At 71.4% G+C, this 24563-nt stretch carries 16 protein-coding genes; 14 read left to right on the top strand and 2 right to left on the bottom strand.

What is annotated here, in order from left to right; translation table 11 throughout:
• Positions 1-25: 25 nt before the first annotated feature.
• Positions 26-958, bottom strand: coding sequence for a pirin family protein (locus G6G98_RS11565; protein ID WP_164234304.1), 933 nt, complete (start codon positions 956-958; stop codon positions 26-28).
• On the bottom strand, positions 958-1272 hold the full coding sequence (locus G6G98_RS11560; protein WP_067356040.1) for a GNAT family N-acetyltransferase: 315 nt from the start codon (positions 1270-1272) through the stop codon (positions 958-960). Before G6G98_RS11560 ends, G6G98_RS11565 begins: the two co-directional genes overlap by 1 nt.
• Positions 1273-1355: 83 nt before the next feature.
• On the opposite strand from G6G98_RS11560, the gene G6G98_RS11555 reads away from it, so the two are divergent.
• The 14 genes from G6G98_RS11555 (at position 1356) to G6G98_RS11490 (ending at position 24554) form a co-directional block, all read left to right on the top strand.
• Complete coding sequence (locus tag G6G98_RS11555; RefSeq protein ID WP_067356036.1) at positions 1356-3371, top strand: NADPH-dependent 2,4-dienoyl-CoA reductase; 2016 nt, start codon at positions 1356-1358, stop codon at positions 3369-3371.
• Positions 3372-3581: 210 nt separating this feature from the next.
• Positions 3582-4127 (top strand): PadR family transcriptional regulator, encoded by a 546-nt coding sequence (locus G6G98_RS11550; protein WP_067356033.1) that lies wholly within the window; start codon positions 3582-3584, stop codon positions 4125-4127.
• Entirely contained in the window at positions 4124-4942 is an 819-nt protein-coding gene (locus G6G98_RS11545) for an alpha/beta hydrolase (protein ID WP_067356030.1), read from the top strand. The genes G6G98_RS11550 and G6G98_RS11545 overlap by 4 nt, the downstream gene beginning before the upstream one ends.
• 80 nt (positions 4943-5022) lie before the next feature.
• A complete protein-coding gene (locus tag G6G98_RS11540; protein WP_164234230.1) occupies positions 5023-6606 on the top strand; it encodes an AMP-binding protein in 1584 nt (527 codons plus the stop codon).
• A 37-nt stretch (positions 6607-6643) separates the two neighbouring features.
• Positions 6644-6958 (top strand): hypothetical protein, encoded by a 315-nt coding sequence (locus G6G98_RS11535; protein ID WP_164234231.1) that lies wholly within the window; start codon positions 6644-6646, stop codon positions 6956-6958.
• 117 nt (positions 6959-7075) lie between these two features.
• A complete protein-coding gene (locus G6G98_RS11530; protein ID WP_084788425.1) occupies positions 7076-8335 on the top strand; it encodes an ABC transporter substrate-binding protein in 1260 nt (419 codons plus the stop codon).
• Positions 8335-9198, top strand: a complete 864-nt coding sequence (locus G6G98_RS11525; protein ID WP_067357182.1) for a branched-chain amino acid ABC transporter permease — start codon at positions 8335-8337, stop codon at positions 9196-9198. The genes G6G98_RS11530 and G6G98_RS11525 overlap by 1 nt, the downstream gene beginning before the upstream one ends.
• A 3-nt stretch (positions 9199-9201) precedes the next feature.
• Positions 9202-10194 (top strand): branched-chain amino acid ABC transporter permease, encoded by a 993-nt coding sequence (locus tag G6G98_RS11520; RefSeq protein WP_164234232.1) that lies wholly within the window; start codon positions 9202-9204, stop codon positions 10192-10194.
• Positions 10191-10889: an ABC transporter ATP-binding protein gene (locus G6G98_RS11515; protein WP_067356018.1), complete on the top strand. Its 699-nt coding sequence runs from the start codon at positions 10191-10193 to the stop codon at positions 10887-10889. Before G6G98_RS11520 ends, G6G98_RS11515 begins: the two co-directional genes overlap by 4 nt.
• A 1-nt stretch (position 10890) precedes the next feature.
• Positions 10891-11598, top strand: coding sequence for an ABC transporter ATP-binding protein (locus G6G98_RS11510; RefSeq protein WP_067356014.1), 708 nt, complete (start codon positions 10891-10893; stop codon positions 11596-11598).
• Between the two features lie 265 nt (positions 11599-11863).
• Positions 11864-13882 carry a DNA helicase RecQ gene (gene recQ, locus G6G98_RS11505; RefSeq protein ID WP_164234233.1) on the top strand — a complete coding sequence of 673 codons (2019 nt, stop codon included), beginning with the start codon at positions 11864-11866 and terminating at the stop codon, positions 13880-13882.
• Positions 13883-14072: 190 nt separating this feature from the next.
• Positions 14073-15833 (top strand): glycoside hydrolase family 3 protein, encoded by a 1761-nt coding sequence (locus tag G6G98_RS11500; RefSeq protein ID WP_164234234.1) that lies wholly within the window; start codon positions 14073-14075, stop codon positions 15831-15833.
• A 168-nt stretch (positions 15834-16001) separates the two neighbouring features.
• Positions 16002-16946, top strand: a complete 945-nt coding sequence (locus tag G6G98_RS11495; RefSeq protein WP_084788423.1) for a matrixin family metalloprotease — start codon at positions 16002-16004, stop codon at positions 16944-16946.
• 381 nt (positions 16947-17327) lie between these two features.
• Positions 17328-24554 (top strand): hypothetical protein, encoded by a 7227-nt coding sequence (locus G6G98_RS11490; RefSeq protein WP_164234235.1) that lies wholly within the window; start codon positions 17328-17330, stop codon positions 24552-24554.
• The last annotated feature ends 9 nt before the right edge of the window (positions 24555-24563 follow it).

The following is a 24563-nucleotide window of genomic DNA, read 5'->3' as shown; positions in this document are numbered from 1 at the left end:
GGCGGCGGCCGGGAGAGACGCGCCCTCAGATCCGGCGGCCGCGCGGCATCAGCCGCACGTCCGGCAGGGGAGGTGCGGGGATGCGCACCTCGTGCCCCTCGACCACGCCGAACCGGGTCGTCTGAGCGCCGACCGACTCCGCCTCCCACGCCTCGCGCGCCTCGACGATCTCGTCGTGGCTGCGGCCGGCGAAGTTCCACCACATCACGATCTCGTCCTCGAACGGCTCGCCGCCCAGCAGGAACAGCAGGGCGCCCTCGGTGCTCGACACCACGACGCCCTCACGCGAGTCCCCGAGGTACAGCATGTCGTTGCGGGTCATCGGATGCTCCGCCACGACCGCATCCCCGTCGACGAGCATGATCGCGTGCTCCCAGTCGGCGCGCAGCGGCAGCCGCACGGTCGACCCCGCGGGCACGGCGATCTCCGCGCCGACGATCGGCGTGAACACGGTGGCGGGGGAGGCGGCGCCGGCGAACTCGCCGAGCACGACCGTGGCCTCGGCATCCGTCCCCTGCTCGGCGGCCAGGGTGACGGCCGGCAGGGACGTGTGGCGCTCGAAACCGCCCTCGCCGTGCCTCGCGGACTCCGGCAGCACCACCCAGAACTGCAGCGCGTCGAGCGGCACCGGGTCGTCGCCGAGCGAGTACTCGGAGTGCGAGATGCCGTGGCCGGCGGTCATCAGGTTCAGCTGACCCCGGCGGAGGTCCGCGTCGCTGCCGAGGGAGTCCCGGTGCCGGATCTCGCCGACCAACGGCCAGGTCACGGTCTGCAGGCCGATGTGCGGATGCGGCTCGACGCGCATCCTCGTGTCGGCCGGGCCGAACCGGTCGAGGAAGCACCACGCCCCGATCGTCGGGAGGTTGCGGTGCGGGAGCACGCGCAGCACGTCCATGCCGCGCACGCCGCCGAGCGGCACCTCACGCGGCTCGAGGACGATCCGCCGCTCGCCGATCATCACGCGCTCGCCGCGGTGCCCGGTCGCTGCGGCCAGCGGATCTCCGCACCCGGGATCTCGTGCGTCGTCAGGTACTTCGCGATGTACGGGCACAGCGGCACGATGGTGAGGCCGGAGGCCACGGCATCCGTCAGTGCGCCCTTCGCGAGGATCGCGGCGAGGCCCTGACCCTGGAACGCCGGGTCGACCTCGGTGTGGATGAACCGGATCGTGCCCGGGCGCAGGTCGTACTCGGCGAAGCCGGCGAGCGTGCCGTCGACGTGGATCTCGTAGCGTGAGGCGTCGTCGTCGCGGGTGACGGTGGTGTCGGTCATGCGTCCAACCTAAGCCCGTCGGCCAGAGCGTCGGCCCGGCCCACCTGCTATCTTTTATGCAACTTGTTGCAAAAGGAGGAAGCATGGTCGCTCATCCCGCACTCTTCACCCCGGTCCGCGTGGGTGCCGTCACGCTGCCGAACCGCGTGCTCATGGGCTCCATGCACCTCGGCCTCGAGGAGGTCGACGGCGGCTTCGAGAGACTCGCGGCCTTCTACGCGGAGCGCGCCCGCCACGGCGTCGCGCTCATGGTCACCGGCGGCATCGCCCCGAATGAGGAGGGGCGCCCCTGGGAAGACGGGGCGGTGATGACGGATGCCGCGGTCGAGGAGCACCGGCTCATCACCGACGCCGTGCATGCCGAGGGCGGGCGCATCCTGCTCCAGCTGCTGCACTTCGGCCGGTACGCCCACCATGCCGACCTCGTCGCGCCGAGCGCGCTGCAGGCGCCGATCTCCGAGCGTCCGCCTCGCGCGATGACCCACGAAGAGATCCTCCGGACGATCCGCGACTTCGCGAGCGCCGCGTCGCGCGCGATCGAGGCGGGCTATGACGGCGTGGAGATCATGGGCTCGGAGGGCTACCTGCTCAACGAGTTCCTGGCTCCGGCGACCAACCTCCGCGACGACGCCTGGGGAGGGGATGCCGAGCGGCGCCGGCTCTTCCCTCTGCGCGTCGCCGCCGCCGTGCGCGAGGCGATCGGCGCCGAGGCCATCCTCTCGTTCCGCCTCTCCGCGATCGACCTCGTCGACGGCGGATCGACCGCAGAGGAGACGATCGCCCTCGCGCGGGCGCTCGAGGCCGCGGGCGTCGATCTGCTGAACACCGGAGTCGGCTGGCACGAATCCCGGGTGCCGACCATCGCGACGCTGGTGCCGCGCGCGGCCTTCGCCGAGGCGACCAGGCGCATCCGCGCCCGCGTCGGCATCCCCGTGGTGGCGAGCAACCGCATCAGCACACCAGAGGTCGCCGAGCGCCTCATCCTCGACGGCGACGCCGACCTGGTTTCCATGGCGCGGCCGTTCCTCGCCGACCCGGCGTTCCTCGCCAAGGCGGCCCGGGGTGAGGCCGCGTCGATCAACACCTGCATCGGCTGCAATCAGGCGTGCATCGACCACACGCTCACCGGGCGGGTGACCAGCTGCCTCGTCAATCCGCGGGCGGGTCACGAGACCGTGCTCACCCTCGCGCCCACGCGTCGCGCCGAGCGGATCGCCGTGGTCGGGGCGGGGCCGGCGGGCCTCGCGTTCGCGGTGGCCGCCGCCGAGCGCGGCCACCGCATCGTGCTCTTCGAACGCCGCCCCGACATCGGCGGGCAGTTCGACATCGCCCGGCGCATCCCCGGCAAGGAGGAGTTCGCCGAGACGCTGCGCTACTACCGCGGGCGCATCGAGGAGCTGGGGATCGATCTCCGGCTGGGAGCGGATGCCGACGCGGATGCGCTCGACGGCTTCGATCGCGTGGTCGTGGCGACCGGCGTCAGGCCTCGGCGGCCTGACGTCCCCGGGGCCGACCTTCCGCACGTGCTCGACTACGCGGAGGTGGTGCGCGAGGGGCGGCCGGTGGGGGCGCGGGTCGCGATCCTCGGCGCCGGGGGCATCGGCTTCGATGTCGCATCCTTCGTGAGCCAGGCGGAGCCCTCACCCGGCGGCGACGCGCTGCGCTCCTTCGAGCGTGCCTGGGGCATCAGCTACGCTCCGGAGTCCGCGGGCGGCGCGATCGCCCCCGTGCCGCTCCCGCCCGCGCGGACGGTGCGGATGATGCAGCGCAAGCCCGGTCGGCTCGGGGCCGGGCTCGGCAAGACGACAGGCTGGATCCATCGCGCGGAGCTCCGGCATCGCGATGTCGAGATGCTGGCGGGGGTGGACTACCTCGCGATCACGGAGGCCGGCGTCCTCGTCGCGCACGAAGGCGCCGAGCGGCTCGTGGAGGCCGACACCGTGGTGCTGTGCACCGGCCAGGAGTCGAACCGCGCGCTCGTGCCGGAGCTCGCCGTCCGCGGCATCCGTCACCACGTCATCGGCGGGGCCGACGTCGCCGCAGAGGTCGACGCGAAGAGGGCGATCAGGCAGGGTGTCGAACTCGCTGCGACGATCTAATGAAACTTGTTGCAAAAAGCTCGCCCCGGGAGTAGCATTCTTGCTACCCGGTTCCAGAGGCTATGACACTCAGTGTCACAGCCCTACGACTCGGCCGCATGCGGCGGCCGCCGACAGAGAGGTCGACCAGAGATGACCGCGCCCACCCGACCCGCGTCCCGCGCAGCGAGCGGCCGTGTCGGCGGTCGCGCGGGTTCGTATCCTGATCGCATGTCTCTCGTCCACGCCATCCTCACCGCTCTCAACGAACGGCCGTCCTCCGGTCTCGAGCTCGCCCGGCGGTTCGACCGCTCGATCGGCTACTTCTGGCCCGCCACGCACCAGCAGATCTACCGCGAGCTCAAGGGCCTCGAGCGCGACGGGCTCATCATGCAGGTCGCCGACGACGGCGGCCGCGGGGGGAAGCGCACCTACGCGATCCTCGACGAGGGGCGCGACGAGCTCCGGCGCTGGGTGACGGCGTCCGAGGATCCCAAGCACATCAAGGACTCCCTGATGGTGCGGGTGCGCGCCTCCGCCTCGCTCGGCGGCGACCTCCTGCCCGAGGTCCGCCGACACCGGGAGATCCACGCCAGGCAGCTCGCCGAGTACGAGGCGATCGAGAAGCGCGACTTCCAGGGCGAGCTCTCCGAGTCCCGGCGTCGTCAATACCTCGTCCTTCAATGGGGACTCCACCTGCAGAAGGCCCGGCTCGACTGGGCCGACGCCGCGATCGAGCAGCTGGAAGCGCTCGAAGATCCGAAGGGAACACCATGACCGAACCGCAGCAGCTCGAACTCGCCGGCACCGCCGGGCGTGTGATCGTGTGGCATTGGGCGGCGGACGCTCCGCGGTTCGTCGCGGTGATCTCGCACGGCTACGGCGAGCACGCCCGTCGCTACGACCACGTCGTCGAGCGCCTCGTCGCCGCAGGGGCCGAGGTCTACGCCCCCGACCATCAGGGTCACGGCCGCTCCGACGGCGACCGGGTCTTCATCGAGACCTTCGACGACTACGCCCGCGACCTCGCGGCGGCGATCTCGCTGGCGACCGGCCGCCACCCCGGCCTCCCCGTGGTGCTCATCGGGCACTCCATGGGCGGAGCGATCTCGGCGCGCTACGTGCAGCGCGAAGGGACGGATGCTCTCGCCGCACTCGTGCTGAGCGGTCCGTTCATCGGCGGCAACCCCGACCTCATGGGTCTCGTGAACCTCGACCCGATCCCCGACGTGCCGATCGATCCGGCGGGGCTGTCCCGCGACCCGGCGACGGGTCAGGCGTACCTCGACGACGAGTACGTCTACCACGGACCGTTCCTGCGCGAGACGCTGCTCGCGATCGAGGTGGCGCTGGCCGACATCGCGGCGGGCCCCGATGTGGGCGCGCTGCCGGCGATCTGGCTGCACGGCGAGGACGACCCGATCGCCCCGTTCCCGCTCGCGGAGGCGGCACTGCCGAGACTGATCGGCGCCGAGGGGCGGCGCAAGAGCTACCCGGGCGCCCGCCACGAGATCTTCAACGAGACCAACCGGGACGAGGTCATCGCCGACGTGATCGCCTTCCTCGGCGAGCACGTCCCGGTTCGCGGCTGAGCCGCGAGCATCCGACTGCCGGGTCGGGGTCCGGGAGAGCCCCGGCCCGGCAACGACGCCACAGCGACGAAGGAGTCGTCATGAGCCTTTCCAGCCCCCACCCCGCGGTGGACATCCCGAACCTGCCCCTCGCGCAGGTCGTGCTCGGCGCGCTCGCCGAGGCGGACGCCGACCGCCCGGCGATCATCGAGGGTGCCGGCGGACGCCGGGTCACCTACGGTCAGCTGCACGCGCTGGTCACGGCCACCGCGCGCGAGCTGGCAGCCTCCGGGCTGCGCGCCGGCGACGTGGTCGCGCTGCACGCTCCCAACTCGATCGACTTCGCCGTGCTGTTCCACGCCTGCGGAGCGCTCGGCGTCGCCGTGACGACGATCCCCGTGCTCGCCGTCGCCGAGGACATCGGCACGCAGCTCCGTGTCTCGGGCGCACAGCGCATCTACGCCGCGCCCTCGCTCCTCGACACAGCCTCCCGTGGAGCGGAGGAGGCAGGGCTGCCGGCGGATGCCGTGCACCGGCTCGACCTCTCCGAGCGCGAGCTCGAGAGCGAGTCCGGCGAGCTGGAGCTCGCCGGATTCGACCCCGCGACGACGCTCATGGCGCTGCCGTTCTCCTCCGGCACCACCGGGCACCCCAAGGGAGTGGAGCTCACCCACGGCAACATCGTCGCGAACATCTGCCAGGTCGAAGAGCGCATGGGCGTCGACCGGGACGACGTCGTGATCGCGGTGCTGCCCTTCTTCCACATCTACGGGATGACCGTGCTGCTCAACCTGGCGCTGAAGCGCCGGGCCACGCTCGTCACGATGCCGCGCTTCGACCTGGAGCAGTTCCTGGCGCTCATCCAGCAGCATCGCGTGACCTTCGCGTTCGTCGCGCCGCCCATCGCGGTCGCCCTCGCGAAGCATCCGCTCATCGACGCGTACGACCTCTCCAGCCTCCGCGAGATCTTCTCGGGTGCGGCTCCCCTCGACGAGCATCTCGCCGAGGCCGTGGAGACCCGGCTCGACGTCGCGGTACGCCAGGGGTACGGCATGAGCGAGATGAGCCCGGTGTCCCACTTCGTCGGCCGGGGCGAGCGCGCCCCCAAGGCCAGCGTCGGCAGCCCGGTGCCGAACTCGGAGAACCGCATCGTCGCCCTCGACGGCCGCGAGATCGGCATCCCGGTCGAGGGCGTCAGCGAGCCGGGGGAGCTCTGGGTGCGGGGACCGAATGTCATGCGCGGCTACATCGGCAATCCGGTTGCCACGGCCGAGGCGCTGGACGCCGACGGCTTCCTGCATACCGGCGACATCGTCGTGATCGACCCGCAGTGCAACGTCACGATCGTCGATCGCCTGAAGGAGCTCATCAAGTACAAGGGCTACCAGGTGCCGCCGGCCGAGCTGGAGGCCGTGTTGCTGGAGCATCCGGATGTCGCGGACGCCGCCGTGATCGGCGTCCCCGATGAGGATGCCGGTGAGCTGCCGAAGGCCTTCGTCGTGCCGCAGCCCGGCAGGGAGATCGATCCCGAGGCGCTGAAGGAGTTCGTCGCGGGGAGGGTCGCGCCCTACAAGCGCATCCGGCTGCTGGAGTTCATCGATCAGGTCCCGAAGTCGGCGGCCGGCAAGATCCTGCGTCGCGAGCTCCGCGGCCGCGACGCCCGCACCCCGGCCCGGACGCCCTGAACCGCGCCGAGCACCCGAGCGAAAGGCGAACACCCTGATGATCACGCACACCCTGACCGCGAGCAGCTACGCCGCACTCCTCCATCCCGCCGCCGGCGTCGGCACGGCGTCCATCTGGACGGTGCCCGCCGGCCCGGACGGGTATGAGCCGTACCTCGTCCTGCCCTACCGCGTGGGCGCCGAGACGTTCCACCGCGTCTGGGCCTACGACCGCGAAGTCGCGGGGGAGGCGAGCTACGTCTTCCTCGGGGACACCTCGGTGAGTCTTCCCGGGGTCGTCGCCCCGGGGCTCCACCGGATCGCGGCCTCCGCGCGGCAGCTGACCGCCGCGACGGCATCCGCTCCGGCCTGAGAACCGAACCCTGCACGTGCCCGTCCTCGGACGGGCTGTTTTCCGCCCATTTGTGCAAATTGTTGCAATAACGAGCCCGGTCATCGGAGACCCGGGCCATCGAACGAAGGAGACATCATGAGAGTCCGCACCGTCGCGGCGGCCGCCGCCGTCGCCGCACTGACCGTCGTCACCTCGGCCTGCTCCTCGCAGGCCGGCGGCGACACCGGAGCCGCCGCCGAGGAGGTCACCGTCGGCGCGATCCTGTCGATGTCGGGCGTGTACGCCACGCTCGGCCCTGCGCAGAAGAACGCGATCGAACTCGGGCTCGATGCCCTCAACGAGGAGGGCTTCGAAGTCGACGGAACCCACCACACCCTCGCCTTCACCTACGCCGACGACAAAAGCGATCCCGCGACCACCGGCGTCGCGGCCCTGCGTCAGATGGTCCAGTCCGACGAACTGCCGTTGATCGCCTTCGGGCTCGGCTCCTCGACGTACGCGCCGCAGCTCGAGCGCACCCCGGTGCCGATGGTGAACATCCTCGACAGCACCTACCCGAGCATCCTCGACTACAGCGACAACATCGTGCTGATGCGCGGAGCCAGTGAGACCTACACGATCGGATGCGTCGACTGGGCGACCGAGACGCTGGACGCCTCGCGGCTCAGCGTCATCGACACGAAGGGCGAGCCGTATGGCGAGGGGCTGACGAAGCTCATCGAGACGCAGGGGGCGGATGCCGGCCTCGACGTGACCGTCACCTCCGCGCCGCTGGGCAGCGCCGACTACGGCAGCGCGATCGCCGGTGCGCTCGAATCCGACCCCGACGTCGTCTACCTCTCCAGCGTCACCGGCGTCATCCTGCCGGTGCTGAAGCAGCTGCGGCAGGCCGGTTACTCCGGACCCGTCATGCACAGCGCCGGAGTGAACCCGCAGCAGGCCGAGGCGATCCTCGGTGAGGGCTTCGACGAGCTGATGGCCGACAACTACGACTGCGCCGGCACCACCCCGGCCACGGCCGAGAACGAGGCCGCCCGCGCATTCGCCGAGGCGTACCAGGCGAAGTACGACGAGATGCCGCAGGACCTCACGATGTGGGCCTACGACCTGCCCTTCGTCGTCGCGGCCGCGATGACCGAGGCCGGATCCACGACCGACCGCGCGGCGATCCTCGACGCTCTCGGCACGATCGAGGTGCCCGAGGGCACCGTTAGCGGCTGGCTGCCCTCCGGCGACGGCGCGCTGTTCACCGACCGCAACGCCCGCACGCTCTCCGAGGTCACCCAGTGGTGCACGGGAGCGGCGTCCATCGCCACCGCCACGGTGTTCGACGGTCTCGGCGGCGAGATCGCCGACGCGAAGGTCACCGATGACCCGTGCGGGGCAGCGGGCTGATGATCGTCCAGGCGCTGCTCAACGGTGTGTTCCTCGGGAGCCTCTTCACCGTCGTCGCCCTGGGGCTCACCCTGGTCTACGGCATCATGGAGATCCCGAACTTCGCCCACGCCGGCGTGATCGTCCTGGCCGCGTACACGACCTGGACCCTCCAGGGTGCGGGCGCTCCCTACCTGTTGGCAGTCGCCGCCGGGGTGCTGGCCGCCGGATTGCTCTCCGTGCTCACCGAGGTGCTCGCCTACCGGTGGATCAGGGACAACCCGGCGGCCGCTCCCGCGATCGCCCTGGGCCTGCTGCTCATCCTGCAGAACGTCGCCCTGGTGATCTGGGGCGGCGAGGGCAAGGCGCTGAACACGCCCTACGACGGCTGGACGCTGGAGTTCGCAGGGCTCACGGTCTCGGGTGTGAAGGTCGTCGTGATCGTCGCCGCCGCGGCGAGCGTGACCGCCCTCGCGCTGGTGATGAACCGCACCCGCTTCGGCCGCTCGATCCGCGCCGTCGCGCAGGATCGAGAGGCCGCCGCCATCCTCGGCGTCTCCGTGAAGCGGCAGTATCTGCTCGCCTTCCTCATCGCGGGGCTTCTCGCCGGGGTCGCCGCCGTGGTGTTCGCGCCGACCTACCAGGTGTCGCCGTTCATGGCCGACCCGCTGCTGCTGAGCGCGTTCGTCGTCGTCGTGATCGGCGGCCTCGGCAGCATCGCCGGCGCCGTGATCGGCGGGCTCACCCTCGGCGTCGTGGAGAGCCTCGGCGCCACCTTCATCGACTCGGCGTATCAGAGCGCGTTCGGGTTCCTTCTGCTGGTCGCCGTGCTGGTGCTCAAGCCCGGCGGCATCCGCTCCACCAACGCACAGAGAGTGGGCTGACACATGTCGGTACTCGAACTCGCGGTTCCCGCCCGGCGCGCCGTCCTCGCGCGACCGCGGCGGTGGCCGAGCTGGGTCACGATCGCTGTGCTCGGAGCCGTCGCGTATCTCGCGGTCACCGGGCTGCAGGGCGATCAGGGGCTCGTCGCGATCCTCGTGGTGATCTGGGCGATCGCCCTGGTCGGCCTCAACATCGTGCAGGGCCTCGGTGGCTATCCCAGCCTCGCGCAGGCCGGCTTCTTCGGCATCGGCGCCTACTCGTCGTCGCTGCTGCTCGACGCCGGGGCTCCGTTCCTGCTTGCCGCCCTCGGCGCGGTGCTGATCGCCGGGGTGGTCGGCACCGTCGTCGCGCTCGTGTTCAGCCGCACCCGCGGGCAGTACTTCGCCATCGGAACCCTCTTCTTCGGTGCGGTCTGCACGCTCGTCTTCATCAACGAGGACCAGTGGACGGGCGGTCCGAACGGGATGCCGGTGAGCCTCGGCATCCCGCTCGATGCCGTGCTGCTGCTGATCGTGGGCTCGCTCGTCGTCGCCCTCGTGCTGTTCGAGGTGATCGGCCGCTCCGCCCTCGGCGAGCGGCTGCGCGCGATCCGCGCCGACGAGGACCTTGCTGAGCACCTGGGCGTGCCGACGGCGCGCACCAAGGCCGTGGCCTTCGTGATCTCCGCGGTGATCGGTGCCTGGGCGGGCGTGCTGCTCGCCCAGTACAACGGCGTGATCGCGCCCTCGCAGTTCACCTTCGTGCAGGGGTTCCTGATGTTCGTCGCGATCGGCATCGGCGGCTACGGGCGTCTGTTCACGCCGATCGTCGGGGCCGTCGTCGTGGTCGGGCTGTCGCAGCTGCTGAAGCTCTACCCCGGCGTCAGTCAGATCGCGCTCGGAATCATCTTCGTGCTCGTCACCCTGCTGATGCCGGGCGGGATCATCGGCGGCCTCGAGCAGGCGCTGGGGCGCGTGCGGACAGCGCTCGGTTCATCTGGGAAGGGCAACTCATGAGCACTCTGGTCATCGACGCGCTGTCGAAGGACTTCGGCGGCGTGCACGCCGTGAAGGACGTCTCGGTGAGCGTCGACCGCGGGCGCATCCTCGGGCTGATCGGGCCGAACGGCTCGGGCAAGACGACGCTGCTGAACATGATCGGCGGGACGATCGCGCCCACCGCAGGGCGGGTGCTGCTCGACGGCGCCGACGTCTCGCGGCTGACCCCGCACCGCAAGGTCCGTCGCGGCATCGCCCGCACCTTCCAGACCACCCGGCTGCTCGCCGACTGGACGGTGCGGGAGACTCTCGAGCTCGCGCGTCGTGCCCGCCCCGACGCGCCGTCGGCGGAGCGCACCGCGCGCATCGTCGGGGTGGAGGACGATCTCGACCGGGTCGGGTCCTCGCTGCCGAGCGCGGTGCAGCGGCTCGTGATGATCGCGACCGCGCTCGCCGCGGCGCCTCAGGTGGTGCTGCTGGACGAGCCGGCCGTGGGGATGGACGTCGCCGAGACCGATCATCTGCAAGACGTCGTCGCGCGGGTGCGCGACGAACTCGAGGCGAGCGTGATCGTCGTCGAGCACAACATGCGGTTCCTCATGCCCCTCGCCGACGAGGTCGTCGTGATGGCCTCGGGGAGCGTGCTTTCCGCAGGCACGCCGGAGCACGTCCGCAACGACCCCGCGGTGATCGCCGCCTATCTCGGGAGCTGACATGACGCTTCTCACCCTCACCGGACTCTCCGTCGGCTACGGCGCGGTCGAGGCGCTGCACGGCGTCGACCTCGACGTCGCAGCCGGCACGGTCACCGGCGTGCTCGGCGCGAACGGCGCCGGCAAGACCTCGCTGCTCATGGGCATCATGGGGGCGACGCCGCGGCGCTCCGGCAGCATCCGCTTCGACGGGGTCGAACTCGGGCATGCTCCCACCGGCCGGATCGTCGAGGCCGGCATCGCGTTGTGCCCGCAGAACCGCCGGCTGTTCCCGAGCATGTCCATCGAGGACAACCTGCTGCTCGGGGCGACGCTCGCCCCCGCCAAGGTCGCGCGCGAGCGGCTGGAGGCCGCGTACCAGCGCACCCCGTGGTTCGCCGAGCGCCGGCGCGAGTCCGCGGGGCGGCTCAGCGGCGGGCAGCAGCAGCTCGTCGCGATCGCCCGCGCGCTGATGTCGGAGCCGCGGCTGCTCATGCTCGACGAGCCGTCGAGCGGGTTGTCGCCGGTGGCCGTGCAGGAGGTGCGCGCGCTGCTCGAGCGAGTCGCCGCGGCCGGACTCACCGTGCTGCTCGTCGAGCAGAACACGCACCTCGTGCAGCACCTGTGCTCGTCGGTGTACGTGCTGGCCGACGGCCGCGTGGTCGGCCACGACACCGTCCAGGGGCTCGTCGAGAACGATCTGCTGTCGGATGCGTACCTCGGCGGGTGAGCGCGCCGGTGGGTGAGGCGTGCACGTCGCGTGCCGAGTTGGCACCTGTGGTCGGAAAGAGCGGCGGGTAGCGGCAGCAGGTGCCAAGTCAGGGCGCAGGCATCTCGTCGAGTTGGCGCCTGTGGTCGGAATCCGGGCTGCGTACCGGCGACAGGTGCCAACTCGAGAAAGCGGCGGCGGATGCTCGGCACAGGCAGCGTCCTTCCGGCGAGCCGCCCTGTGGACAGGACCGCCCGACGTCGGAGGCGGCGGTTACGCTGGAGCAATGCCGCAGACTCCCCGTGACCCGTACGAGGACCTGCCGTACGCCGACGAGCCGTGGGGCGACGGCTGGGAGCCGAGCGAGCCGCCGGAGCCGATGGACTGGGAGCCTCAGGGCGCCGGATTCGAGCCCCCTCTGGACTGGGGGTCCGGGCCCGTGACGCCGGTGGCGACGGCATCCGTCCGGGCCGCGAGGAGGGCGGCCCCCGCCCGCTTCCCCACCGCCCGCGAGGCGCTGCACACGGTCTTCGGGTACGACGAGTTCCGTGGCGACCAGGCGGCGATCGTCGAGCAGGTGATCGGCGGCGGGGATGCCGTCGTGCTGATGCCGACCGGCGGCGGCAAGAGCATCACCTACCAGGTGCCCGCGCTCGTGCGCGAGGGCACAGGACTCGTGATCAGCCCGCTCATCGCCCTCATGCACGACCAGGTCGACGCGCTGCGCGCGAACGGCGTCAACGCCGCGTACCTGAACTCGACGCAGTCGATCGACGAGCGCCGGGAGGTCGAGCGGGCGTACGTCGCCGGCGAGCTCGACCTCGTCTACGTCGCCCCCGAGCGGCTGTCCAGCCCCGCGACCACGGCGCTGCTGCAGCGAGGCGCCCTCAGCGTGATCGCGATCGACGAGGCGCACTGCGTGTCGCAGTGGGGTCACGACTTCCGTCCCGACTACCTCGCGCTCGGCGACCTCGGCGAGCGGTTCCCCGGGGTGCCGCGCATGGCGCTCACCGCGACGGCGACCCGCGCCACGCACAAGGAGCTCACCGAGCGCCTTCGTCTCGACGACGCCAGGCACTTCGTTGCGAGCTTCGACCGGCCGAACATCCAGTACCGGATCGTCCCCAAGGTCGATCCGCGCAAGCAGCTCGTCGCGTTCATCCGCTCGCAGCCCGAGGGTGCTGCCGGCATCGTCTACGCGCTGAGCCGCAAGTCGGTCGAGCAGACGGCGACGTACCTCGCCGCCCAGGGCCTCGAGGCCCTGCCGTACCACGCGGGCCTGCCCGCCGAGGTGCGCGCCGCGAACCAGTCCCGCTTCCTCCGCGAGGACGGCGTGGTCATGGTCGCCACCATCGCGTTCGGGATGGGCATCGACAAGCCCGACGTCCGCTTCGTCGCGCACATCGACCTGCCGAAGTCGGTCGAGGGGTACTACCAGGAGACCGGCCGCGCGGGCCGCGACGGCGAGGCGTCCGTCGCCTGGATGGCCTACGGGCTCGGCGATGTCGTGCAGCAGCGCCGGCTCATCGACCAGAGCCCCGGCGACCGCACGTTCAAGATGCGCATGGGGCAGCACCTCGACGCCATGCTCGCGCTGTGCGAGACGGTCGAGTGCCGGCGACAGAACCTGCTCGGTTACTTCGGTCAGGAGTCGCAGCCGTGCGGCAACTGCGACACCTGCCTCGAGCCCTCCGACACCTTCGACGGCCTCGTGCCCGCGCAGAAGCTCCTCTCCACGATCGTGCGTCTCAAGCGCGAGCGGAACCAGGCGTTCGGCGCAGGGCACCTCATCGACATCCTCCGCGGAGCGTCCACCGAGCGCATCCGCCAGCAGGGGCACGAGCGGATCGCGACCTACGGAATCGGCGCGGACCTCTCCGAACAGGACTGGCGCAGCGTCATCCGCCAGCTGCTCGCCCGCGGCATCCTCGTCGCCCAGGGCGAGTACGGCACCCTCGCGCCGGGCGAGCCGGCCGGCGGCGTGCTCAAGGGGGAGACCCCGGTGCCGCTGCGCAAGGACACCATCGGCCGTCCCACCTCGTCGGGTCGCGCCCGCAAGGCGAGCGCGGCCGATGCCCTGGATGCCGGTGACCGGCCGCTCTTCGAGGCCCTCCGTGCCTGGCGCGCGGAGACCGCCCGCGAGCAGGGCGTGCCCGCGTACATCGTGTTCGGGGACGCCACCCTGCGGGCGCTGGCCGAGCACCGCCCCGCGAGCATGAGCGACCTCGACGGCATCACGGGCATCGGCGAGAAGAAGCGCGAGGCCTACGGCGAGGGCGTGCTCGCGGTCATCGCCGCCGCCTGAGCATCCTGCATCCGCGCGGGTGCCCCGGCCGGGGCCTGAAGCGGCCGCGTCGTGTTCGGGGTGCGGCGATCCGGGGTCCCTCCTGTGGCGCCGCGGTGGTTCAGCGCACAGGGCCCTCCGAAAACCGTATGTGTAGCGGTATTCTCGGGATGCCGGTCGACGACGACACCGCATCTCCGAGAGGACACCCATGAGCGCCGTATCCGAACGCCCCTGGCTCGACACGAGCCTTCCCGTCGCCGAGCGCGTCGAGCTGCTCCTCGGGGCGATGACACTCGAGGAGAAGGCGGGGCTCTTCTTCCACACCATGATCGCCATGGGCGAGAACGGGGAGCTCTCCGAGGGGAGCGACGCGTTCGGCATCCCGTCGAACCACCACCACGTCGTCGAGCTGAAGATGTCGCACTTCAACCTGCTCGGCGCCGCGCCCACCGCCGGTGAGATGGCGGCCTGGTACAACAGGCTGCAGGAGCTCGCGGCATCCACCCGCCTCGGCATCCCGGTGACGATCTCCACCGACCCGAGGCACTCGTTCAGCGAGAACCCGGGGGCATCGATCCTCTCCGGACCGTTCTCGCAGTGGCCGGAGCCGCTGGGGCTCGCCGCGACGCAGGATGCCGCGCTCGTCGAGCGCTTCGGTGACATCGCCCGCCGGGAGTACACCGCCGTCGGCATCCGCGTCGCGCTGCATCCGCAGGTCGACCTCGCCACCGAGCCGCGCTGGGCCCGTCAGCTGCACACCTTCGGCGAGGATGCCGAGCTGTCCGGGGCGCTCGGCGCCGCGTACGTGCGCGGATTCCAGGGCGAGACCTTCGGTGACGGCTCGGTCTCGACCATGACCAAGCACTTCCCCGGCGGCGGCCCGCAGAAGGACGGCGAGGACCCGCACTTCGACTACGGCCGCGAGCAGGTCTATCCCGGCGACAACTTCGAGCACCACCTGAAGCCGTTCGAGGCCGTCTTCGCCGCCGGCGGACGCCAGATCATGCCCTACTACGGGATGCCGATCGGCACGGAGTACGAGGAGGTCGGCTTCGGCTTCAACAAGGGCGTGCTCACGGGGCTGCTCCGCGAGCGCTTCGGCTTCGACGGCATCGTCTGCACGGACTGGGGCCTGGTCACCGACCAGGCCATCATGGGCACCGACTTCGCGGCGCGCGCCTGGGGTGTCGAGCACCTCACTCCCGAGGAGCGGATGGCGAAGATCCTGGATGCCGGCGCCGACCAGTTCGGCGGCGAGCAGGAGCCGGAGATGCTGATCGGTCTCGTCCGCGATGGGATCGTCAGCGAAGAGCGCCTCGACGTCTCTGCTCGCCGCCTGCTGCGCGAGAAGTTCGAGCTCGGCCTGTTCGAGAACCCCTACGTCGACGCCTCCGCAGCGGACGGGATCGTCGGATCGGCGGAGTTCCGCGCGGCCGGCGACGCCGCGCAGCGGGCCTCGGTGACGGTGCTGTCGAACGGCGGCTCGCTGCCGTTCGCGCAAGGCGCGAAGCTCTACGTCGAGGGCATCGCGGCGGAGACCGCCGCCCGCTACGGCACGGTCGTGCAGGCGCCGGGCGAGGCCGACATCGCGATCCTCCGGCTGCAGGCCCCGTATGAGCAGCGCTCCTCGATGTTCGAGAACTTCTTCCACGCCGGCTCGCTCGACTTCCCGGAGGACGTGCTCGCGCACGTCGCCGAGGTGTCGGCCGCGGTGCCGACGGTGGTGGACGTGTTCCTCGACCGCCCGGCGATCCTCGCGCCGATCGTCGACACGGCCGATGCCGTCGTCGCGAACTGGGGCTCCAGCGCGGAGGCGCTGCTCGACGTGCTCAGCGGGGCGGCGCCGGCGACCGGACGACTGCCGTTCGACGTGCCGCGCTCGATGGCCGCGGTCGAGGCATCCCGCCCCGACGTCCCCTTCGACACGGAGGATCCGCTCTTCCGGTTCGGACACGGCCTCTCGCTCTGACATCCCGCTCCCGGACACCCTGCAGGCGCCCTGGCTTGCGGGGGCGTCCGTGCGCCCGGCCTCGCCTTCGAGCTCGCCGGCATCCCGGAATTCTGTCTCTTCCGCAGCGATCTGCGGGCGTGCTAGCTTTCGCGCGACCGATGTCGTTCGACCGGATGGAGCTGTCAGATGAAACTTGCCACGCGTGCGATCTCGATCGCCGTCGTCGTCCTCGCCGCCGTCGTGGCGCTGCCCGCCGGGGCCGGGGCGTCGCCGGCCGTGCCCTGTCCGTCGTTGCCGAGCCAGGCGGCGATCCCTGCGCGTCTCGTGCAGGGCGTCGACCTCACCGTGTGCGATCTCGCGGGGCGGAGCGTGTCGGCGAACGGCGTGGAGGTCGTCATCCCCGCACGCGGAGAGGGAGTCCAGGCGGAGGCCGCCGGCAGCACCGGCGGGGGGTTCCTGCGCGTCGAGGTCGGCGCAGACGGGAAGGTCGCGGTGATCACCGAGGAGGCGCAGGCGGCGACGACCACGACGTCCGCGTACGACCGGTGCACGGACTACTCCTTCGCGACGACCGCGAAGTTCTCTCCCACGGCGTTCTACCTGAACAGCACGGAGCGGCGCCCGGGGAACATCGCGAAGTCGATCTTCGAGTCGATCGCGCTCTCCTCGTTCAGCACGTGGAAGAACGGCACGAACAGCTGCGGGCTCACCCCCGCGCTCAAGGTGCCGGGATCGCTCTCCTCCGGAGCCTGGACCTACGACGCGAACTTCACCCTGTCGGGCGGCTGCGGCACGCGTGACAGCCGCAACGTGGTCGACTGGGGTCCGCTCGCAGGCGGCAACCTCGGCCTCACCTGCACCTGGCTGGTGAACGGCGCGGCCGTCGAGAAGGACGTCCGCCTCGACAACAGCGAGCGGGCGTGGACGACCGGTCAGACCGGATGCACGACCGCCTACGACGTCCGATCCGTGCTCACGCACGAGTTGGGCCACGCGCTGTCGCTCGGCCATGCCGCCGAGTACGGCGGGAGCGATCTGACGATGAGCCCGAACATCGGAGCGTGCCAGGTGTCGGCGCGCGTCCTCGGTGCCGGAGACGTGCGGGCGATCCAGACTCAGCACGGCGGCTGAAGGCCGGGGCGAAGGGGCCCGCGCCCCGGACGTGCACGGCGAAGAATTCTCGAAGTCGTGAACCTATGGGGATGAATGTATTCCCCGCGTGAATCCGCGGAATCCGGCGTTTTCGGGGTGTCCCCCATTCGGGGGACACCCCGAAAGTTCACGAAATTAGTGCTTGACGCCCTCTCAGGCAACGTCCAGACTCCCCCGTAAGGGAGGGATCCCGTCAACGAAATATCGCTGGCTCCTGGGGGGGAGACCACCTCATGTGAAAACTCATGAGGAGGAAAAGTGTTCACTCGTGAACAGAATCAAGAAAGGTCGAGGGCAAGGAACAGGAGAGGTACATGGCGCTTCAAGTCGCGCCACGTCGTCTCCGGGGTTGCCTTCGGCGTGGCGGGAATTCTCATCGCCACGAGCGCCGCGTCCGCTGCGGGGCTCGACACCTATCCGGGTGATCCGACCGAAGCAGAGGCGAGCATCTTCGACCTCAGCCTCAACGGCACCGATCTCATCGGCCTCGCGTCATCGCACGCCGGCTCGGTCGCGGACCCCGGTCCGAACCGCGAGGCGTTCGCCGGGTCGATCCTCGGCGGCGAGATCATCGACTTCGGAGCGGGCTACACGATCCCGCTCGACCAGTTCATCGACTTCGGTCAGGCCGGAGTCCTCCTCAGCGAGTCCACGGCCACGGACGGACGCAACGGCGAGGCCATCTCCGGCATCGCCGGCGCTGACGGCGGGCTGACCCTCGACGGCGCCGACGGGGAGTTCGGCACCGCGACGGTCGACCTGCTCTCGCTGTTCACGGCCTCGGGCGTGGACGGCCTCACCGACATCGCGATCGATCAGGCGGACTTCTCGTTCGGCCTCGGCGGCGCGTGGGTGGAGGCGATCGACGGCGTCTTCCAGGACCCCGACGCGATCGGCGGCATGGGTCAGTACCGTGTCGGCGACGCCAAGATCGTGATGCACTCGCCGGTCATCGAGCAGGCGGCCGCGGGCTTCAGCACCGCAGCCGGGCAGATGGAGCAGGCGATCCTGGACGCGGTGAACCCGGTGCTCGCGCTGGGCACGCTCCTTCCGGGTGCGTCGATCGACACCACGATCACCAGCAACCTCGAAGAGGACGTGCTGAACGCGGTGCTCCTCGGCCCGATCACGACGGACGACGGACTCGCCTCGATCGACATCGGCGCGGGCACGGTCACGTTCGACATCGGCCGTTTCGGCGGCAATGACGACGGCATCCGCGACCCGAGCCTTCCGACCGGGATCAACAACCAGAACCCGAACACGGAGCTCATCGACAGCGACACCTACCCGTTCATCGCCTCCAGCATCCACGACGTCATCGAGAAGGTCATCGATGTCGCCGTCGGCGCGGCCATCGAGTCGCTGCAGAGCGTGAACATCAACTTCGCCGTCACCGCCGTCGGCGGGACGACCGCCGGCTGGGACATGAACCTCGCCGGAACGGTGACGAACCAGTTCTGCAACCCGGCCGGCCTCGGCGGCATCGCGATCTGCGCGACGATCAACACGTTCCTCGCGACGGTCCCCGGGCTGATGGCTCCGGTGCTCGCCGGGTTCACCGACCCGAACAGCCCGCTGTACCTGTACAACATCTTCACGACGATCAAGACCGACCTCATCACGGTGCCCATCCGCGCCGTGGTCGACCCGTTCCTGGAGATCGCCGCGCAGGTCGCCTTCTCGGTGCAGCTGAACCACCAGGAGACGCAGGTCTGCACGCCGCCCGGCGGCGGAGCCGACCAGATCTCCGCGCTCGAGGTCTCCGCGCTGAGCTTCGGCGTCGGCGGCGGCCTCGGCCGCCTCGGCATCGGCAACGCCGGCGTCCGCGTCGACGCCTGCAACCTCGCCGGCCCCGCGCTCTCGGTGTCGTCCCCGGTTCCGGCCGGCGGCTCCACCGACGTGACGTCGTCCGGCTGGGCGCCGAACGCACAGGTCTCCCTGCAGCTGACCAGCCCCCAGGGCGACCCGGTCGGCAGCCCGGTGGTCGTGACCGCCGACGGCACGGGCACCGTCCCGGCCGGCACGGTCGTCCCGGTCCCCGCGGACGCTCCCGCAGGCGAGTACACGGTCGTCGGCTCGGCGCCCGGTGAGGACCCGCTGACCGCGAACCTCACGGTGTACGCCCCGACGCTCGAGGCCCAGTCGCCGGTCGCTCCGGCGGACTGCTCCGCGATCACGTCGACCGGCTGGCTGCCGAACTCGCCGCTCACCCTCCAGCTGGAGAACGCGACCGGTGACCCGGTCGGCGCTCCGGTGGCGGTGACGACGGACGCGAACGGCGCCGTCCCGGCCGGCACCTGCGTGCCGATCCCCGCGGACGCCCCCGAGGGCGACTACACGGTCGTGGGCACCGACGGGCAGGGCACCGAGCGCACCGACACGGTGACGGTCCAGATCGGGGCCATCACGCCGACGCTGTCCGTCACCTCCCCGGTTCCGGCCGGCGGTGAGACCACGGTGACCTCCGGCGACTGGAACCCGAACTCGCCGGTGAGCTTCCAGCTCACCGCGCCGAACGGAGACCCGGTCGGCAACCCGGTGGACGTGACCACGGACGGCACGGGCACGGTCCCGAGCGGCACCACGGTCCCGGTCCCGGCGGATGCTCCGGCGGGCGACTACACGGTCGTCGGCACGGACCCCGACGACAACACCATCTCCGCACCGCTCACGGTGTACGCGCCGACGCTCGACGCGCAGTCCCCGGTCGCACCCGGTGTCTGCTCGGCGATCACGTCGGACGGCTGGCTGCCGAACTCGCCGGTCACGTTCCAGCTCCGCAACGCCACCGGTGACCCGGTCGGCGCACCGGTGGCCGTGACGACCGACGCGAACGGCGTCGTCCCGGCTGGCACCTGCGTGCAGGTCCCGGCGGACGCTCCCGAGGGCGACTACGACGTCCTCGGCACCGACGGCACCGCCGAGGTGACCGACCCGGTGGTCGTCGACGCCGGCGCGCTTGCGCCGACGCTCGCGGCTTCGTCCCCGGTTCCGGCCGGCGGCGAGACCACGGTGACGTCCGAGGGCTGGAACCCGGCATCCGAGGTGTCCCTGCAGCTGACGGCGCCGAACGGCGACCCGGTCGGAGCCCCGGTGGTCGTGACCACTGACGGCAACGGCGCTCTTCCGGCCGGGACCACGGTTCCGGTTCCGGCGGATGCTCCTGCGGGCGACTACACGGTCGTCGGCACCGACCCCGACGGCAACAACGCGACGGGCACGCTCGCGGTCTACGCTCCGGCGCTGTCGGCCTCGACCCCGGTTCCGGCCGGCGGCTCGACGACGGTGACGTCGACGGGCTGGCTGCCGAACACTCCTGTGACGCTGCAGCTGACGGACCCCGACGGGAACCCCCTGGGCGACCCCGTCCCGGTGACGACGGATGCGAACGGCGACGTCCCGGACGGCACGACCGTCCCGGTGCCGCTCACCGCTGACCCCGGCACGGGCTACTCGGTCGTCGGCACGGACGCGAACGGCGCTGAGGCGACGGGCGAGTTCGAGGTCACCGCGGCGGCGATCACGCCGACGCTGGACGCCTCCTCTCCGGTTCCGGCCGGTGGCGAGACGACGGTGGTCTCGGGTGGCTGGGTCCCCGGTTCGCAGGTGAGCCTGCAGCTGGAGAACGGCGCGGGTGACCCCGTGGGCGCTCCGGTGCTGGTGATGACCGACGGTGACGGCGACGTCCCGACGGGCACCACGGTCCCGGTCCCCGCTGACGCTCCGGCCGGTGACGACTACTCCGTGGTCGGCACCGATCTGGACGGCAACGAGGCGTCCGACGTCCTCACCGTCTACGCTCCCGTGATCGACGCGGCCTCCCCGGTCCCGGCCGGCGGCACCTCCGCGGTGACGTCGACGGGCTGGCTCCCGGACTCGGCGGTCACGCTGCAGCTGACGAACGGTGCGGGCGCCCCGGTGGGCGACCCCGTCCCGGTCACGGCTGACGGCACGGGCGCCCTGCCCAGTGGCACCACGGTTCCGGTTCCGGCGGGCACGACCCCCGGTGCCGACTACGAGGTGGTCGGCACGGACGCCAACGGCGTCGAGGTGTCCGACACCATCGAGGTGACCGCGGCCGGCATCAACCCGACCATCGACGCGTCGTCCCCGGTTCCCGCCGGTGGCGAGACGACGGTGACCTCCTCGGGCTGGAACCCGGCATCCGAGGTCTCCCTGCAGCTGACGGCGCCGAACGGCGACCCGGCCGGCGCTCCGGTGGTCGTGACCACCGACGGCGACGGCGCTCTTCCGGAGGGCACGACCGTGCCGGTTCCGGCGGATGCGTCTGCGGGCGGCTACACGGTCGTCGCCACCGACCCGGATGACGTCCAGGTCTCCGACGCCGTGCAGGTCTACGCCCCGACGATCGACGCGGCCTCTCCGGTTCCGGCCGGAGGCACGACCGCTGTGACGTCGCCGGGCTGGCTGCCGAACTCGGCGGTCGAGCTGCAGCTGCTGGATCCGGACGGGAACCCGCTGGGCGACCCCGTCCCGGTGACGACGGACGCCGAGGGCGACGTGCCGGACGGCACGACCGTTCCGGTGCCGCTGACGGCAGCTCCCGGACCCGGCTACTCCGTGGTCGGCACGGACGCGAACGGCGCTGAGGCATCCGACGTGATCGAGGTCACGGCGGCTGTCATCACGCCGACGCTGGACGCCTCCTCTCCGGTTCCGGCCGGTGGCGAGACGACGGTGACGTCGGGCGGCTGGATCCCGGGCTCGCAGGTGAGCCTGCAGCTCACGGACCCGGACGGCGACCCGGTCGGGGCTCCCGTGCAGGTGATGGCCGACGGCGACGGCGACGTCCCGACGGGCACCACCGTGCAGATCCCGGCAGACGCCGTGGCGGGCGAGTACACGGTCGTCGGCACGGACGCGGACGAGAACACGGCATCCGACACCCTCGCGGTGTACGCGCCGGCTCTCGAGGTGCAGTCCCCGGTCGCACCGGGCACCTGCGCCCTCGTCGAATCGGGCGGCTGGCTGCCGAACACCCCGGTCACGCTCCAGCTGACGGAGGCGGACGGCACCCCCGTCGGTGCTCCCGTCACCGTCACCGCGGATGCGAACGGCGACCTGCCTGCGGGCACGTGCGTCACCATCCCGGAGGGCACTCCGGAGGGCGACTACGAGGTGGTCGGCACCGACGACAACGGCGCCGAGGTGACCGCCCCGGTCGCCGTCGACCCGGATGCCATCAACCCCACCATCACGGCGACGTCCCCGGTTCCGGCCGGTGGCGAGACCACGGTGGACTCCGACGGCTGGAACCCGGACTCGCAGGTGACCCTGCAGCTCGTGGACCCGGCCGGCAACCCGCTCGGCGACCCGGTGGAGGTCACCACCGGCGGCGACGGCAGCGTTCCGGACGGCACCACCGTCCCGGTCCCGCTGACGGCGGCGCCCGGTGAGGACTACTGGGTCACCGCGACGGACGAAGACGGCGTGGAGGTCTCGGCACCGCTCGAGGTCACCGCTGCGGTCCTCGCCCCGACGCTGTCGGCATCGTCTCCGGCCCCGGCCGGCGGCGAGACCACGATCCAGTCCACGGGCTGGGTCCCCGGCTCCGACATCAGCCTCCAGCTCACCGACGGGCTCGGAGCCGCAGTCGGCGAGCCCGTCGAGGTGACGGCCGACCCGACCGGTGCAGTTCCTGCCGGGACGACGGTCGAGATCCCGCGGGGAATCGAGGCCGGTGGCTACACCGTCGCGGCGACGGACGAGTTCGGCAACGAGGCGTCCGGTCCGCTGGACATCTACGCCCCGTCGATCTCGGCGTCCTCGCCGGTGGTCGCCGGTGACGCCACCGAGGTGACGTCGACCGGATGGCTGCCGAACACGGAGGTCGCGCTGGAGCTCCAGGACGCGCAGGGCGCGGCGATCGGAGAGCCTGTCACCGTCATGACCGACGGCGACGGCGCGATCCCGGACGCCACGACCGTTCCCGTCCCGGAGAGCACTCCGGCCGGCACGGAGTACTTCGTGGTCGGCACCGACGAGAACGGCGCTGAAGTCGCCGACCAGATCGAGGTCCTCGCCGCAGGCAGCGCTCCGACGCTGCAGGCCTCGTCCCCGGTTCCGGCCGGTGGCGAGTCGGCGGTGACGTCGGGCGGCTGGGAGCCGGGTGCGACGGTCACGCTTCAGCTGACCGACGCCGAAGGCGCCGAGGTCGGGGAGCCGGTCATCGTGACGGCGGATGGCGACGGCAACGTCCCGGACGGCACCACGGTCCCGGTCCCGGCTGACGCCACGGCAGGCGCCTACGAGATCACGGGCACCGACGGCGACAGCGAGGCCTCCGCCCCGCTCGCGGTCTACGCGCCGGCGATCTCGGCCACCTCCCCGGTTCCGGCCGGCGGCTCGACGACGGTGACGTCGACGGGCTGGATGCCGAACACCGAGGTCACGCTGCAGCTCACGGACGCCGAGGACAACCTCGTCGGCGAGGAGCTCACCGTGATGTCGGACGGCGCCGGTGCGATTCCGGCCGGGACCACCCTCCCGGTTCCGGCGGATGCACCGGTCGGCGCCTACTCGGTGGTCGGCACCGACGCCAACGGGGCCGAGGTCTCCGCGGCGATCGAGGTCACCGCGGCGGGCACCGGTCCGACCCTGTCGGCGACGTCTCCGGTTCCGGCCGGCGGCGAGACGACGGTGACGTCGACCGGCTGGGAGCCGGCCGCGATCGTGAGCCTCCAGCTCACGAACCCGGCAGGCGACCCCGTCGGCGAGCCCGTGGTCGTGACGGCAGGCGGGGATGGCAGCATCCCGGCCGGCACCACGGTCCCGGTCCCCGAGGCCGCCACGGCAGGCACCTACTCTGTGGTCGGAACGGACGAGGACGACAACACGGCATCCGCCGCGCTCGCCGTCTACGCCCCGCGTCTGCTGGCAGCGTCTCCGGTTCCGGCCGGCGGCTCGTCGCAGATCACCTCCGACGGGTGGATGCCGAACTCCACGGTCACCCTGCAGCTGGTCGACAGCGAGGGTGAGCCGGTGGGCGAGCCCGTGACCGTGAACGCGAACGGCGCCGGAGCGCTCCCGGCCGGGACCTCGGTCCCGGTTCCGGCGGCGGCCGCACCGGGCGACTACACGATCACGGCGGTCGACCAGACCGGCGCCGCGCTCGAGGCCGCCCTGGCGGTCACGGCCGCGACGGCCGGCTGCGCCAACCCGGCGATCACGGTCAACCCGACCGCGGTCGCACCGGGGAAGACGGTGGCGGTCACCGGCACCGGCTTCGCCGCGGGCAGCACGGCCACCGTGCAGCTCTACGACGCGAAGGGCAAGGCGCTGCTCGACCCGGCGCTGACGCTCGAGGTCGGTGCGAGCTGCGGCTTCACGATCACGGTGAAGGTCCCCGCTGGTGCGGCGGCCGGAACCTACAAGATCGTCGGGACGGATGACACGGGCAACGCCGCGTCGGCCGACCTGACGGTCACCGGAGGCGCCGGCGGCGGTCTGGCGGCGACGGGTGGGGACCCTGGGGTCCACATCCCGCTCGCCATCGCACTGATCGCCATCGGAACCGCGGTGCTGCTCATCCGCCGACCCGGCGTGGTTGCGGACAAGCAGTAGGGGGGAGGT

Source organism: Microbacterium hydrocarbonoxydans, assembly GCF_011752045.1.
Lineage (GTDB): Bacteria > Actinomycetota > Actinomycetes > Actinomycetales > Microbacteriaceae > Microbacterium.
Note: the sequence above shows the minus strand (reverse complement) of the source record. Positions and strands in the feature narration are given on the sequence as shown.

Bases quoted from the DNA above. Each gene is read 5' to 3' on its own strand.
- G6G98_RS11565 (WP_164234304.1), bottom strand. From the start codon at position 958: ATGATCGGCGAGCGGCGGATCGTCCTCGAGCCGCGTGAGGTGCCGCTC.
- G6G98_RS11560 (WP_067356040.1), bottom strand. From the start codon at position 1,272: ATGACCGACACCACCGTCACCCGCGACGACGACGCCTCACGCTACGAG.
- G6G98_RS11555 (WP_067356036.1), top strand. From the start codon at position 1,356: ATGGTCGCTCATCCCGCACTCTTCACCCCGGTCCGCGTGGGTGCCGTC.
- G6G98_RS11550 (WP_067356033.1), top strand. From the start codon at position 3,582: ATGTCTCTCGTCCACGCCATCCTCACCGCTCTCAACGAACGGCCGTCC.
- G6G98_RS11545 (WP_067356030.1), top strand. From the start codon at position 4,124: ATGACCGAACCGCAGCAGCTCGAACTCGCCGGCACCGCCGGGCGTGTG.
- G6G98_RS11540 (WP_164234230.1), top strand. From the start codon at position 5,023: ATGAGCCTTTCCAGCCCCCACCCCGCGGTGGACATCCCGAACCTGCCC.
- G6G98_RS11535 (WP_164234231.1), top strand. From the start codon at position 6,644: ATGATCACGCACACCCTGACCGCGAGCAGCTACGCCGCACTCCTCCAT.
- G6G98_RS11530 (WP_084788425.1), top strand. From the start codon at position 7,076: ATGAGAGTCCGCACCGTCGCGGCGGCCGCCGCCGTCGCCGCACTGACC.
- G6G98_RS11525 (WP_067357182.1), top strand. From the start codon at position 8,335: ATGATCGTCCAGGCGCTGCTCAACGGTGTGTTCCTCGGGAGCCTCTTC.
- G6G98_RS11520 (WP_164234232.1), top strand. From the start codon at position 9,202: ATGTCGGTACTCGAACTCGCGGTTCCCGCCCGGCGCGCCGTCCTCGCG.
- G6G98_RS11515 (WP_067356018.1), top strand. From the start codon at position 10,191: ATGAGCACTCTGGTCATCGACGCGCTGTCGAAGGACTTCGGCGGCGTG.
- G6G98_RS11510 (WP_067356014.1), top strand. From the start codon at position 10,891: ATGACGCTTCTCACCCTCACCGGACTCTCCGTCGGCTACGGCGCGGTC.
- recQ (WP_164234233.1), top strand. From the start codon at position 11,864: ATGCCGCAGACTCCCCGTGACCCGTACGAGGACCTGCCGTACGCCGAC.
- G6G98_RS11500 (WP_164234234.1), top strand. From the start codon at position 14,073: ATGAGCGCCGTATCCGAACGCCCCTGGCTCGACACGAGCCTTCCCGTC.
- G6G98_RS11495 (WP_084788423.1), top strand. From the start codon at position 16,002: ATGAAACTTGCCACGCGTGCGATCTCGATCGCCGTCGTCGTCCTCGCC.